At 72.5% G+C, this 12,767-nt stretch carries 12 protein-coding genes; 8 read left to right on the forward strand and 4 right to left on the reverse strand.

From position 1 onward, the window contains the following. Positions 1 to 34 precede the first annotated feature (34 nt). A complete protein-coding gene (locus ACZ66Z_RS21935; RefSeq protein ID WP_469936379.1) occupies positions 35 to 565 on the reverse strand; it encodes a TerD family protein in 531 nt (176 codons plus the stop codon). Positions 566 to 801: 236 nt separating this feature from the next. Here ACZ66Z_RS21935 and ACZ66Z_RS21940 point away from each other — a divergent pair, with 236 nt between their 5' ends. From ACZ66Z_RS21940 to ACZ66Z_RS21955, 4 genes are all read left to right on the forward strand, one after another. Beyond that, positions 802 to 1,536 (forward strand): arylamine N-acetyltransferase family protein, encoded by a 735-nt coding sequence (locus ACZ66Z_RS21940; RefSeq protein WP_469936381.1) that lies wholly within the window; start codon positions 802 to 804, stop codon positions 1,534 to 1,536. A gap of 42 nt (positions 1,537 to 1,578) precedes the next feature. Beyond that, the gene (locus ACZ66Z_RS21945) at positions 1,579 to 2,184 is read left to right on the forward strand and encodes a YdbC family protein (protein WP_469936383.1); all 606 of its coding nucleotides are present in this window, start codon (positions 1,579 to 1,581) and stop codon (positions 2,182 to 2,184) included. A 93-nt stretch (positions 2,185 to 2,277) separates the two neighbouring features. Then, positions 2,278 to 2,937 (forward strand): histidine phosphatase family protein, encoded by a 660-nt coding sequence (locus ACZ66Z_RS21950; RefSeq protein WP_469936385.1) that lies wholly within the window; start codon positions 2,278 to 2,280, stop codon positions 2,935 to 2,937. Positions 2,938 to 2,949: 12 nt separating this feature from the next. Beyond that, the gene (locus ACZ66Z_RS21955; protein ID WP_469936387.1) at positions 2,950 to 3,858 is read left to right on the forward strand and encodes an ADP-ribosylglycohydrolase family protein; all 909 of its coding nucleotides are present in this window, start codon (positions 2,950 to 2,952) and stop codon (positions 3,856 to 3,858) included. 260 nt (positions 3,859 to 4,118) lie between these two features. Here the strand turns inward: ACZ66Z_RS21955 and ACZ66Z_RS21960 are convergent, their stop codons facing one another. Then, complete coding sequence (locus ACZ66Z_RS21960) at positions 4,119 to 5,672, reverse strand: MFS transporter (RefSeq protein ID WP_469936389.1); 1,554 nt, start codon at positions 5,670 to 5,672, stop codon at positions 4,119 to 4,121. A 132-nt stretch (positions 5,673 to 5,804) separates the two neighbouring features. Here ACZ66Z_RS21960 and ACZ66Z_RS21965 point away from each other — a divergent pair, with 132 nt between their 5' ends. The 3 genes from ACZ66Z_RS21965 (at position 5,805) to ACZ66Z_RS21975 (ending at position 7,989) form a co-directional block, all read left to right on the forward strand. After that, positions 5,805 to 6,422 (forward strand): TetR/AcrR family transcriptional regulator, encoded by a 618-nt coding sequence (locus tag ACZ66Z_RS21965; protein ID WP_469936391.1) that lies wholly within the window; start codon positions 5,805 to 5,807, stop codon positions 6,420 to 6,422. Positions 6,423 to 6,538: 116 nt separating this feature from the next. Beyond that, a complete protein-coding gene (locus ACZ66Z_RS21970; RefSeq protein WP_469936393.1) occupies positions 6,539 to 7,249 on the forward strand; it encodes a ribonuclease HII in 711 nt (236 codons plus the stop codon). A 107-nt stretch (positions 7,250 to 7,356) separates the two neighbouring features. Then, the gene (locus ACZ66Z_RS21975) at positions 7,357 to 7,989 is read left to right on the forward strand and encodes a hypothetical protein (protein ID WP_469936395.1); all 633 of its coding nucleotides are present in this window, start codon (positions 7,357 to 7,359) and stop codon (positions 7,987 to 7,989) included. 77 nt (positions 7,990 to 8,066) lie between these two features. On the opposite strand, the gene ACZ66Z_RS21980 is transcribed toward ACZ66Z_RS21975, so the two are convergent. Together ACZ66Z_RS21980 and ACZ66Z_RS21985 are read right to left on the reverse strand one after the other, a co-directional pair. Next, complete coding sequence (locus ACZ66Z_RS21980; RefSeq protein ID WP_469936397.1) at positions 8,067 to 8,696, reverse strand: hypothetical protein; 630 nt, start codon at positions 8,694 to 8,696, stop codon at positions 8,067 to 8,069. A 231-nt stretch (positions 8,697 to 8,927) separates the two neighbouring features. Then, positions 8,928 to 11,111, reverse strand: a complete 2,184-nt coding sequence (locus ACZ66Z_RS21985) for a RecQ family ATP-dependent DNA helicase (RefSeq protein ID WP_469936399.1) — start codon at positions 11,109 to 11,111, stop codon at positions 8,928 to 8,930. Positions 11,112 to 11,253: 142 nt separating this feature from the next. Between ACZ66Z_RS21985 and ACZ66Z_RS21990 the strand changes: the two genes are divergently transcribed. Continuing rightward, positions 11,254 to 12,723 (forward strand): DUF4192 domain-containing protein, encoded by a 1,470-nt coding sequence (locus tag ACZ66Z_RS21990; RefSeq protein ID WP_469936401.1) that lies wholly within the window; start codon positions 11,254 to 11,256, stop codon positions 12,721 to 12,723. Positions 12,724 to 12,767 lie beyond the last annotated feature (44 nt).

Raw genomic sequence — 12,767 nt, forward strand, 5'->3', positions numbered from 1 at the left:
CGGCGCCCCCTTTGCGCGTGCGCGCCGCCGGGCGTCAGGAGGCCGCGGAGCCCAGGAGCGTGCCGAAGGTCTGCGGGTCGGCGTCGAAGCCGCGGGTGATCGAGCGGTACGACCAGCCGTCCGCTTCGTCGCGGGTGAATTCCACGACCGTCGCCGAACGCGCCCCGGGGACGTCCGCGAAGTCATGGGTCAGCAGGTCGGTGTAGCCCTCGCGGACGCGTATGCCCGCGCTCGCTATGTCGCCGAAGGTCAGCCGCCCGCCGCCCTGCTGTATGGCCACGCCCACCACCACGCGCGCGTACCGCGGGTCCAGCCGGTCCAGCTCCAGGGTCATGGCCTCGTCGTAACCGAACCCCTGGCCCGTACGGCTGTCGCGGTGGAGCGTGATCGTGCCGTCCGGGGAGCGGCTGCCGAAGTGCACCAGGTGGACCGGCGCACCGTGGGGGTCCCCGGCGGCGAAGACCCCGGCGACGAGATCCAGGTCGTGGGCCGGAGCGCCGGCCGGGGCGGGGTCCCACTTGAGCGTGACCTCGACGCGTCCCACCCCTTTGTTGAGTCCGCTCATGGTGCTTCCCCTCTCCGCGCGCGCCCGCGCACACCTCGCCTCGTACCGTCGTCCCGTTCAAAAGCCCTTGGTCGTGGGCCGATTGCTCATGGTGTCATGTGCCTACGACAGAGGACCCGGCGCGTGAGGGGGAGAGCGGTTTGTGGAGCGGTGACGAGCTGGATCTCGACGCATATCTGGCTCGAATCGGATACGACATCGGGCGGGACGGGGAACTCGCCCCTGACCCGCGGACCTTGGCGTCCCTTCACCGGGCGCACGTCGCGGCCGTTCCGTTCGAGAACCTCGACGTCGCCCTCGGACGACCGGTTCCCCTGGACCTGAAGAGCCTCCAGGGCAAACTCGTCGAGCGGCGCAGGGGAGGTTACTGCTACGAGCAGAACTCCCTCTTCGCGGCGGCCCTCGAACGGATCGGCTTCCAGGTGGCCGGTCGCGGCGCGCGCAACCGCTCGCGGGGCGCGACGCTGCCGCCGGTCACCCACGCGCTCCTCGTGGTCACGGTCGAAGACGAAGAGTGGCTCGCCGACGTCGGGTTCGGCTGGCAGGGGCTGCTGGAACCCGTGCCCCTGCGGGACGGCGCACGCGTGGAGCAGGGCGGCTGGACGTTCGGCGTCCACGTCGAGGCCGAGGGCGTCCACGTGCTGCGCTCCCTCAGGTCGGAGGGCTGGAAGGACCTGTACGCGTTCTCGCCCCAGGCGTACCACCCCGGTGACTTCACCGTGCTGAACCACTACAGCTCCAGCCACCCGCAGTCGCGCTTCCTCGGCCAGGTCGTGGTTCAGCGGCCGGGCGCGGACGCCGGCAGGTCCCTCGTGCGCGCGACGCTCTCGGTCCTGCGCCCGGACGGGTCGGTTGAGGAACGGACCGTGACCGCCGACGGGTTGGCCGCGACGCTGGAGGCCGAATTCGGCATCGAACTGGACGCCGAGGAGCGCGCGGGTCTGGAGCGGCTGCACGCGGAGGGAGTCTGACGGGGTCTGCCGGGGTGCTCTCCGGCCCCGTACGATGGCGCGGTGCTGGTCAAGTGGATTCGCTGCACCGTGGTGGACCGTCGAGGGTTCGAGCGGGGGCAGCGGAAATGGGCGGGGCTGCTCGGTGAGCCGGGATTCCGGGGCCAGGGCGGCGGGTGGAGCCGGGGTCGCCCGGACGTCGCCCACGTCTTCGCGTTCTGGGAGAGCCGCGCCTTCTACGACTCGTTCATGGCGCGGTCGCACGATCGACTGGCGACCGCGCAGGTGGGAACGTTCAAGGACGCCCAGGTCAAGCTCTTCGACCACCGCTTCGACGTGAAGACCGGGTTCGAACCGCGTTTCGCCGACGCCGACGTGGCGCGGGTGGCGCACTGCCGGGTCCACGAGGACCGTGCCGAGCACTTCGCGCTCATGCAGGAGAAGGTGTGGAATCCGGCCATGGCCGGGTCCCCCGGCATGCTGCGGGGCCTGTTCGGCGAAGCGCCCGGCAGCGAGTTCCTGGTGCTCTCGATGTGGCAGTCCGCAGCCGAGCACGGAAAGTACCGGGCCGAGCGCGTGGAGCGGCTCGGCCTGCGGGCCCGTACCGCGGCCGACGTGGCGGCGCTGAGCGGGGACGTGGTGCAGCTCGAACCGTCCTGGACGGTATGACCGCCGCCGTCGCCTCCGGGGCGCCTCCCTCGGATGGTCTCCGGGCGCGGCCTCGGCTGAGCCCGCCGGAGAGCGGCGATCTAGGGTCGGGGTATGGCACGACCGCGGCGCATCGTTCTCGTACGGCACGGAGAGTCCGAGGGCAATGTCGATGACACGGTGTACGAACGCGAGCCCGACCATGCCCTGAGGCTGACCGAGACCGGTCGGCGCCAGGCCGAGCAGACGGGGGAGCGGCTGCGGGAGCTCTTCGGCGAGGAGCCGGTCAGCGTCTACGTCTCGCCGTACCGCCGCACCCACGAGACCCTCCGGGCCTTCCGGTTCCCCGCGAAGCAGGTCCGGGTGCGGGAGGAGCCCAGGCTCCGGGAGCAGGACTGGGGCAACTGGCAGGAACGAGAGGACGTACGCCTGCAGAAGGCCTACCGGGACGCGTACGGCCACTTCTTCTACCGCTTCGCCCAGGGCGAGTCCGGTGCCGACGTCTACGACCGCGTCGGCGCCTTCCTGGAGAGCCTGTACCGCAGTTTCGAGGCGCCCGACCATCCGCCCAACGTCCTGCTCGTCACCCACGGGCTGACCATGCGGCTGTTCTGCATGCGCTGGTTCCACTGGACGGTCGCGGACTTCGAGTCGCTGTCGAATCCCGGCAACGCCGAGACGCGCATGCTCCTGCTCGGCGAGGACGGCCGGTACCGTCTGGACAGGCCGTTCGAACGCTGGCGCACCCCGGAACCGTACGGCCCCACCGGATAGAGTGGCAGACCGATGACCGCTGACTCCTCATTCGACCGGCGCTTCGACCGCGCCCTGGCCAGCCTGCGCGGGCTGTCCGTGGGAGACGCCCTGGGCTCCCAGTTCTTCGTACCTTCCCACTACCCCCTGCTGAAGCGGCGCGAGCTGCCCGCAGGCCCCTGGCAGTGGACCGACGACACCGAGATGGCCTGCTCCGTCCTGGCCGTCCTCGGCCGTCACGGCCGCATCGACCAGGACGCCCTGGCCCGGTCCTTCGCGGAGCACCACGACTTCGACCGGGGCTACGGCCCTGCCGTCAACCGGATGCTCCGGCTCATCCGCGAGGGCGCCGACTGGCGCGAGCTGGCCGCCGCGCTCTTCAACGGGCAGGGGTCCTGGGGCAACGGCGCCGCGATGCGGATCGCCCCGCTGGGCGCCTGGTACGCCGACGACCCCGAGCAGGCGACCCACCAGGCCGAGATCTCCGCGTACACGACCCATCAGCACCGGGAGGCCGTGGTGGGCGCCATGGCCGTCGCCGCCGCGGCCGCGATCGCCGCCGACCCCGCCGGACCGCCCACGCCCGAGGCGCTGCTCGACGGGGTCATCGCCCTGGTGCCGCGCAGCGCGGTCGGGGCGGGCCTGCGCAGGGCCCGCGACATGCTCGACTACGGCGACGCCGGCACGGTCGCCGCGGTCCTCGGCAGCGGCCGCCGGACGAGCGCCCACGACACGGTCCCCTTCGCGCTCTGGTCGGCCGCGCGCGGGCTCGGCGACTTCGAGCGGGTGTTCTGGACGACCGCGCAGGTCGGCGGTGACGTCGACACGACCTGCGCCATCGCCGGCGGAGTGGTCGCCTCCACCGCGGCCGGTGCGCCGCCGGAGGACTGGCTGCGGCAGACCGAGGCCCTCCCGGAGTGGGTCCCGGAGGGGACGACCTGAGGCACCTCGGCGCCGCTGCGGCCTGAAGGGGACCGGCGCCCCGACGACCTCAGGTGCCCCTGTCCCCTCGCGGCCCGAGACCGCCGGTGTCCCCGCGGTCTCGGGCGGTTCCGTGTCCTGACTGCTTGAGGCCGGTCTGTGTGCCCATGGCCGGAAACGGTTCGGTGCCGCGCTACGGACCGAGACCGCCGGTGTCCCCGTGGCCGGTGACGGGTCGGTGTCCCCCGGATACGAGCGGGGCCGGGGGACACCGTGCGTGATCAGGCCATCGGCCCCGCCGCCTCGGCGCGGCCGCTCAGGGCTTCCAGGTCGCTCTTGCGGACCCGGATCACCAGGACGGCCGTGACCAGCGCGATCAGCACCATGCCGACGGCGGCCGTGAAGGCCGAGGAGATGCCGGAGGTCAGCACCTCGTGACCCCAGGGAGCGGGCAGCTCCTTCGTCTTCAGCGCCTCGGCCCGCTGCTCGGGCGTCGCGTGGGTGAGGAAGTCGGGAAGCTGCCTCTCGCCCTCCTCGCGGCTCGCCGTGCCGAAGACGGTGACCAGGATGGAGAGGCCGAGCGAGCCGCCGACCTGCTGGGTCGCGTTGAGCAGACCCGACGCGGCTCCCGCCTCGTGCTGGGCCACTCCGGAGACGGCCGTGAGCGTGAGCGTCACGAAGTTGAGGCCCATCCCGCAGCCGAACACGACCATCGGGCCGAGCACCCCGCCGACGTAACTGCTGCCCGACGACATGAACGTCAGCCAGAAGAGGCCCACGCCGGTGAGCGCCGAGCCGGTCACCATGAACGGCTTGGGGCCGAGGACCGGCAGGAACCGCTGGGCGAGCCCCGCGCCGACGCCGATCGCGACGGTCACCGGGAGGAAGGCCAGTCCGGACTGGACCGGGCTGTAGCCCAGGACGTTCTGCACCCACAGCACGATGAAGAAGAACATGCCGAACATGGCGGCCGACAGGCTGAGCATGATGACGTACGTGCCCGAGCGGTTGCGGTCCGCGAACATGTGCAGCGGAGTGATCGGTTCCCTGGCCCGCGACTCCACCACGGCGAACGCCACCAGCAGGACCACCGCCGCGGCGAAGGAGCCGATGGTCAGCCCGTCCTTCCACCCCTGCTCGGAAGCCCGGATGAATCCGTAGACCAGCGCGGCCATGCCGAGCGTCGACGTCGTCGCGCCCGCGATGTCGAACCGGCCGGGGTGGCGCTCGGATTCCGCGATGCAGCGCGGGGCGAGGAAGGCGATCAGCAGGCCGATCGGCACGTTGACGAAGAAGACCCAGCGCCAGTCGAGCCACTCGGTGAGCGCTCCGCCGGCGAGCAGACCGATCGCGCCACCGCCGGCCGAGACCGCGGCGAACACGCCGAACGCCCGGTTGCGCTCAGGCCCTTCGGGGAACGTCGTGGTGATCAGCGCGAGCGAGGTCGGCGAGGCGATCGCGCCGCCCACGCCCTGCAGGGCCCGTGCCGCGAGCAGCTGCCACGGCTCCTGGGCGAAGCCGCCGAGCAGCGAGGCGAATGTGAAGAGCAGGATGCCGGCCATGAACACCCGACGGCGGCCCAGGATGTCGCCGGCACGTCCGCCGAGGAGCAGGAGGCCGCCGAAGGTGAGCGTGTAGGCGCTGAGCACCCAGGACAGGTCGGTGGTCGAGAAGGAGAGCGCGTCCTGGATGTGCGGCAGCGCGATGTTCACGATGGTGGCGTCGAGGACGACCATCAGCTGGCAGGCGGCGATGACGGTCAAGGCGATGCCCGGCCGACCTCCGGCGCGAGCTGGCTCGTCCTTGATCTGTGTGTCCACCGGAGAAGTTGTCACTATGGATCCCCCACGGAAGAATTAGTGAACGCATCCGTTCACTGTTTGTCACGGTAGTGAGTCCCCCTCAGTGAACGCAACCGTTCACTGGGCACTGCCGACGAATCGAATCGCGTCAACGGAGAGATCCTGATGGTTACTTCGCGCTCCACGGCCGCCGCTCGGCAGGAGGGGGCGGCGCCCCGGCGTCGCGGACCCGTGCTCGAGAGGGCGATTCTGGAGGCCGCGCTCGATCAGCTGGGCAGCGTCGGCTGGAGCGGTCTCACGATGGAGGGTGTCGCGGTCGGCGCGCAGACGGGCAAAGCCGCGGTGTACCGGCGGTGGCCGTCGAAGGAAGACCTCGTCGCGGACGCCCTTCGGGCCGGACTGCCCACGCTCGACGAGGCTCCGGACACCGGCCGTGTGCGTCAGGACCTCTACGAGCTGTGCCTCCGGGTCCGGGGCGTGCTGTACTCCAAGCCCGGTTTCGCCCTGCGTGCAGTGCTTCACGAATGCGATGTCGAGGCCGCTGGACGTTTCCAGGAGCTGATCGAGACGGGCGTGATCCAACCCTGGAAGCGCCTCTTCCGGGAGGTGCTCCTCCGTGGAATCGCGCGTGGAGAGGTGCGGCACGATGCGATCGACGACCTCGTTCTCGATGTGGTCCCCGCCCTGATGATGTACCGCTCGAAAGTGTGCGGAAGCGAATGGCCGGACAACGAGATCGCCGATGTGATCGACCGGATCATGGTGCCCCTCCTGCGGGTCTGAGGCCCTCGGGCGGGGTGTGGGCGACCTTTCGGGCGGGGCGGGAAAGACGCCTTCGGGCGTCTGCGGCGAATCCGGGTATCGCAGGTGACGTCAGGCGGCGTAACCTGTCTGGCGCCATGCCGTACGAACCTCCCACCCACACCGTCGAGCGGTCGCTCCGAGCCACCACCGGCGCCAGGATCGTCGCCGGGGTCGACGAGGTCGGACGCGGGGCGTGGGCCGGCCCCGTCACGGTGTGCGCGGCCGTCACCGGCCTTCGCCGGCCCCCCGAGGGCCTCACCGACTCGAAACTGCTCACCCCCAGGCGCCGCGACGCGCTGGCCGTGGTGCTGGAGGGGTGGGTCACCGCGTACGCGCTCGGCGACGCCTCCCCTCAGGAGATCGACGAACTCGGGATGACCGCGGCGCTGCGGCTCGCGGCCGTCCGGGCCCTCGACGGGCTTCCGGTGCGGCCCGACGCGGTGATCCTGGACGGCAAGCACGACTACCTCGGCAGCCCCTGGCGGGTCCGCACGGTGATCAAGGGCGACCAGTCCTGCATCGCCGTCGCGGCCGCCTCCGTCATCGCGAAGGTCCGGCGCGACGCCCTCATGGCGGAGCTGGAGGCGGAGGGCGGCCGGTACGCGGCGTATGCCTTCGGTGCCAACGCGGGCTACCCTTCGCCGGTCCACAGAGCGGCACTCGAAGAGCTGGGGCCCACCCCCCACCACCGTCTCTCCTGGTCGTACCTGGACGCGCTGCCCCAGTGGCGCCACCTCAAGAAGGTCCGCCTCTCCGCCGAGGCGACCGCGCTGGAAAGCGGGGGCCAACTCGGCTTCGACTTCTGAACTTCCGGTCACGGGAGCCCTGCTCAAGGGTCACCCGCGCGGCCGGGGTGCACATGTGTGCCCACCCGCCGGTGCTTCGCGCAGCGGCGTTTGATAGACATCCATTCATGCCTCTCATCCCCGAGGAGCCTCAGATTCACGAGAGCGCCCAGGGTCCCCGCGCCGCCGCGGCCACCGGCCGCCCCGCGTCGACCCCCCGTCCCGTACCCGGCCCGCGTTCCGCGGCCTCTCCGCGTCCCGGACGCCCCGTCCCCGGTCCGGCCAGACCCGCCGCGCCGGCACCGCGCCCCGGTGCCGGGCAGTCTCCGGCCAAGGGCCCGGAAAATCGTTCCGACCAGCGATCCACCCCGCAGCTCCAGCTGATCCCGGCCCCCGTCGACGGCGCGCTCGACGCCGCCGAGGAAGCCTTGGACCTGCTCCTGGAGAGCGGGCGGGCACCCGGCGAGATCCTGGTGCTCACCACCGGTGACCCGCACCCGTGGGCGGCTCACGAGCTGACCTTCGGCGAGGCCGCCTACTGGGCCCAACAGGACACCGTCGACGACGTGTTCTTTGCGGACGCCTCCGCCGCGGAGCGGGCCGCCGCCCGTCCCGTGGTCATCGTCGCCGTCAACGGCGGAGACGAGGGGACGGTCGCCCGGGCCCTTCCGGCGGCGATGACCCGCGCGGGCGCGCTGCTCGTCGTCTGCGGAGACCCGCAGCGGATCACGGCGCTCCTCGGCGCCGGCGCCGGCGTCTGACCGACCGGTCTCCTCCGCCGGGCCCCCCAATGGGACCGGCGGGGGGCCCGGCGGAGGGCCCGGCGCCGCTCGCGCGATCAGCGTGCGGCGGCCCGGCGCAGGGGTTCAGTCGCTCCGCTCGCGGTCCTCGGTGTGAGCCGGTCGAGCTCGGCCGGCCCTTCACCCAGCGGCAGGGGAAGCGAGTCGGAGCTCGGTCGACGGCCTCCCCGGCCCTCCCCGAGCACCTGCCAACCCCCTCCGGTCAGCGTGATGTACGCGCCGCAGCGGAGCCCGTGCAGCGTGCAGGCGTCCCGAAGCCCCCACATCCAGGCCCCGTCCTCCTCCGTCCAGCGCTCGTCGCCCTCGCGGCAGTACAGCAGGACCGCGGTCCGCACGGGCGCGCGTCTCCGGAGGTCGTGCGGAATGACCCGCCGCAGATGCGCGAGGAGCGCGTTGCGGAACTCCCAGCCGTCCACCGCGACGGAGCGCCGGACGAACGAGGCACTGGCGGCGATCCGCTCCTCGTGGTCCAGGACGGCGAGGACCGCCGTCGAGGGCGTGGGCGCGTGCCGTGAGTGCAGACCGCTGACGACCTCACGAGGGCTGCGCAGCAGGGGGATTCCCGCCGCCGCCCACTCGGACGGCTCGAGTATCCGGGCGAGGCGGCTGGCGGACTCGGACGACGATCTGAACGAGGCGGCTGTGGGCGGAGCGAATCCGAGGGTCACGGTCCTCCCTTCGGATACGCGCCCGCTGAGCGGCGGGCAAGGTCGGGTGAGGGCGCACCACGGCACAGTCCTTCCGGACCGCTGACGGGCCGTGCGGGGCGGTTTCCCAATTCTTGCTGGCCCGTGCGCGAGCGGCAACGAGCAATTGAGACCGCTGACGGGAATGGGTTGGTATGCCACTCATATCCCTGCCCAGTTGCCCATTGTTCACTCCCCGTTCCCCCTCCTGTTTCACCCCTGGACGGCGAGCACCAGCGGGAACACCCCCTCTGCTCCGGCCCGCCGCAGCAGCCGCGCGGCCACCGCCAACGTCCAGCCGGTGTCGGAGAGATCGTCCACCAGGAGAACCGGCCCGCCGGCGGCGGCCAGCCGCCCGGCCAGCTCCGGAGGGACCGTCAGCGTCCGCTGGAGACCGACGACCCGCTGGGCGCTGTTGGTCCGCGAGAGCCGCAGCTCCTCCGCTTCCGGCGTGTACTCCACCGTGCCGAGGAGGGGCATCCTGCCGATCTCGGCGATCCGCTGCCCCAGGGAACCCACCAGATTCGGCTTGCGGTGCGAGGCGACCGTGACCACACCGGCGGGCCGGGCCGGCGCGTCCGGAGCGCCGGAGGCCCACCCGCCGGGCCCCTTCGCCCAGTCCGCCAGCACGTGCACCACCGCCTGCACGACATCGTCCGGCACGGGCCCGTCCGGCGTGCCGTCGGCCAGCAGCGGACGCAGCCGGTTGCCCCAGCCGATGTCCGAAAGCCGCCCCAGGGCCCGACCGCCGAAAGACTGCTCTCCGACCGGGATGCGGCCCTTCAGGTCGACCCCGACCGCGGCGAGTCCGGTGGGCCACATCTTCCGCGGCTCGACCTCCACACCGGGCCGCCCCAGTTCGCCCTTGGCGGCGTCCAGCGCCGCCTCGGTCACCTTCGGATCGAACCGGTTCCCCGCGCAGTTGTCGCAGCGACCGCACGGAGCGGCCTCCTCGTCGTCCAACTGGCGTCGCAGGAACTCCATCCGGCACCCGGTCGTCGACGCGTAGTCGCGCATCGCCTGCTGCTCGGCCGCCCGCTGCCGCGCCACCCAGGCGTACCGCTCGGTGTCGTACACCCAGGGCCGCCCGGTGCTCTCCCAGCCGCCCTTCACCCGGTGCACCGCGCCGTCCACGTCCAGGACCTTGAGCATGGTCTCCAGCCGGGTCCTGCGCAGCTCGACCAGCGGCTCCAGGGCGGGCAGGGACAAGGGCCGGCCCGCCTGCGCGAGCACGTCGATCGTGCGGCGCACCTGCTCCTCGGGCGGAAAGGCCACCGAGGCGAAGTAGCGCCAGATCGCCTCGTCCTCCTGCCCGGGCAGCAGCAGCACCTCCGCGTGCTCCACCCCTCGCCCGGCCCGGCCTACCTGCTGGTAGTACGCGATGGGGGAGGACGGCGACCCGAGGTGCACCACGAAGCCCAGGTCCGGCTTGTCGAACCCCATGCCCAGGGCCGAGGTCGCCACGAGCGCCTTGACCCGGTTGGCCTGGAGGTCGTCCTCCGCCTGCTGCCGGTCGGCGTTCTCCGTCCGACCGGTGTAGGAGGACACGACGTGGCCGCACTGTCGCAGGTAGGCGGTGACCTCGTCGGCCGCGGCGACCGTCAGCGTGTAGATGATCCCGGAGCCGGGCAGCTCGCCGAGGTGGTCGGCGAGCCAGGCCAGCCGGTGCGCCGCGTCCGGCAACCGGACCACGCCCAGGCTCAGGCTCTCCCGGTCGAGCGGCCCGCGCAGCACGAGGGCGTCCGTGCCCGCGCCCGTGCCGAGCTGCTCGGCCACGTCCGCCGTCACCCGCGCGTTCGCCGTCGCCGTCGTGGCCAGGACCGGGACACCGGCGGGCAGGTCCGCCAGCATCGTCCGCAGCCGACGGTAGTCCGGCCGGAAATCGTGGCCCCAGTCCGAGATGCAGTGCGCCTCGTCCACCACGAGCAGCCCGGTGGCGGCGGCCAGCCGGGGCAGCACCTGGTCGCGGAAGTCGGGATTGTTGAGCCGCTCCGGGCTCACGAGGAGCACGTCCACCTCGCCGGCGGCCACCTCCTCCTGGACCGTCTCCCACTCCTCGGTGTTGGACGAGTTGATCGTCCGTGCGCGGATGCCCGCCCGGGCCGCCGCCTCCACCTGGTTGCGCATCAGCGCGAGCAACGGGGAGACGATCACGGTGGGGCCGCTGCCGCGCTCGCGGAGCAGCGAGGTCGCCACGAAGTACACGGCCGACTTGCCCCAGCCGGTCCGCTGCACCACCAGGGCCCGGCGCCGGTCGGCGACGAGCGCCTCGATCGCCCGCCACTGGTCCTCGCGCAGTCTGGCCCTGCCGGTCGGGTCGGAGACGAGACGGGCGAGCACGGCATCGGCGGCGGATCGGAGGGCGGCGCGGTCTTCCGGCGGGGCTGCTTGGGTCATGCCCCCATGCAACCCGATGCCTCGGACATCGCGCGAACGAGACGTCGAACCTGTGGACAACTCGACGGGCGTGCGGATGCCCCGTTCCAGGAGTTATCCACAGGGGTTTCGGATTTCGGGAGATCACGAGACCGTCCTGACCATGAACGCGAATCACCACGAAACCAGCGGACCCTCCCGTACCCAGCAGATCACCCTGCGCGGCCCGGCGGAACTGGCCGACGCCCTGCCGTTCGTGCTGGGCTTCCACCCCACCGACTCCGTCGTCCTGGTCGCCCTCCACGGCGAGCACGGCCGCTTCGGGGGCCGGGTCAGGCTCGGCATCCCGCGCTCGTCCCGGGAGTGGGCGTCCACCGCCGACCACCTCGCCGAGTGCCTCGTCGAGGGAGGCGCCCGAACCGGCTCGCGGCCGGACGGCATCGTCGTCTTCCTGTGCCAGGACCCCGAGCCCGGCGAGACGGGCCGCAGGGTCATGGAGCGGCTGCGGCCCTTCGCACAGCGGCTCCGGACCGCCTGCGGCGCCCTCGACATCCCCGTCTACGAGGCCCTCTGCATCACCGACGGGCTCTACTTCTCGTACTGCTGTCCCGACCAGCGCTGCTGCCCGCCCGACGGGACCCCGCTCGCGCTCAGCGGCACCTCGGTGATGGCGGCGACCGCGACGTACGCCGGAGTGCAGGTACGGGGCTCCCTGCGGGACATGGAGGCCCGGCTGAAGCCCCGCGGCGGGCCCGGGGACGAGGAGCAGCGGGCCGCCCTCGACGCGGCCGCCGCCTCGATCGTCCCCCGGATCGTCGAAGGCGCCGACGCGCGGGGCCGGGAAGAGGTGCGCGAGGCCACGCTGCGCCTCGCCCGGGAGGTTCTCCGTCGGTTCGTGAACCCGAAGGGCCCGAAGACCCCGAAGAGCACGAACGGCGCCGGAAGCCGCCCGGGTGCGGCGGGTGCGCTGAGCACGGCGCGCCCGGTGCGGCCGCTCGTGCCGGGACGAGCCGTCGCCGCCACGACCACGGCCGCGGCCGACGCGGCCGACGACGCCCTGATCACGACCGACGAGGCGGCGGCTCTGGTCATCGGCCTCCAGGACCGGGTCACCCGGGACCGTGCCGCCGAATGGATGGAAGGCTGGGAGGGAACCGCCGCCCTGCGGCTCTGGCGCGTCCTGGCCCGGCGCTGCGTCGCGCCCTACCAGGAGCATGCCGCCGCACCCCTCACCCTCGCCGGCTGGACGGCCTGGTCCACGGGCGACGAGCCGACCGCCCGGGTCGCCCTCGGGCTCGCGCTCGACGCAGACCCCGAGTACGTCTTCGCCCGTCTGCTGCACCAGGCGTGCAACGAAGGACTGGACCCCGAGTCGCTCCGTTCCTGTCTGAGGAGCGAGCGGGACGCCCGGGCCGCTTCGGCGCAGAAGGATCCGTCGCCCTCCCGGCGGGTGCGGATGCGGGCCACTCGTAGGCCGGGCACCCCGCTGACCCTCAAGAAGCCGGGCCGGCAGACCGGCGGAACCGGGCGCCGGGAGACGGCCGGTGTCCGCCCCGGTGGGCCCGCGGCGGGGCGGCCGGGGAGCGGGGCTCCACGGCACGGCGGACAGCGCGGCTCCAGGAGTGGCCGATGACGACCGTGACCCGGCCGCCCGCGAGCGCGTTCACCTCTCTGGCG

The organism is Streptomyces sp. NPDC107498 (genome assembly GCF_055582805.1).

What these genes read in the sequence shown, in the direction of transcription:
- ACZ66Z_RS21935 (WP_469936379.1), bottom strand. Translation starts at nt 565, where the DNA reads ATGAGCGGACTCAACAAAGGGGTGGGACGCGTCGAGGTCACGCTCAAG.
- ACZ66Z_RS21950 (WP_469936385.1), top strand. Translation starts at nt 2,278, where the DNA reads ATGGCACGACCGCGGCGCATCGTTCTCGTACGGCACGGAGAGTCCGAG.
- ACZ66Z_RS21955 (WP_469936387.1), top strand. Translation starts at nt 2,950, where the DNA reads ATGACCGCTGACTCCTCATTCGACCGGCGCTTCGACCGCGCCCTGGCC.
- ACZ66Z_RS21965 (WP_469936391.1), top strand. Translation starts at nt 5,805, where the DNA reads ATGGTTACTTCGCGCTCCACGGCCGCCGCTCGGCAGGAGGGGGCGGCG.
- ACZ66Z_RS21970 (WP_469936393.1), top strand. Translation starts at nt 6,539, where the DNA reads ATGCCGTACGAACCTCCCACCCACACCGTCGAGCGGTCGCTCCGAGCC.
- ACZ66Z_RS21975 (WP_469936395.1), top strand. Translation starts at nt 7,357, where the DNA reads ATGCCTCTCATCCCCGAGGAGCCTCAGATTCACGAGAGCGCCCAGGGT.
- ACZ66Z_RS21985 (WP_469936399.1), bottom strand. Translation starts at nt 11,111, where the DNA reads ATGACCCAAGCAGCCCCGCCGGAAGACCGCGCCGCCCTCCGATCCGCC.
- ACZ66Z_RS21990 (WP_469936401.1), top strand. Translation starts at nt 11,254, where the DNA reads ATGAACGCGAATCACCACGAAACCAGCGGACCCTCCCGTACCCAGCAG.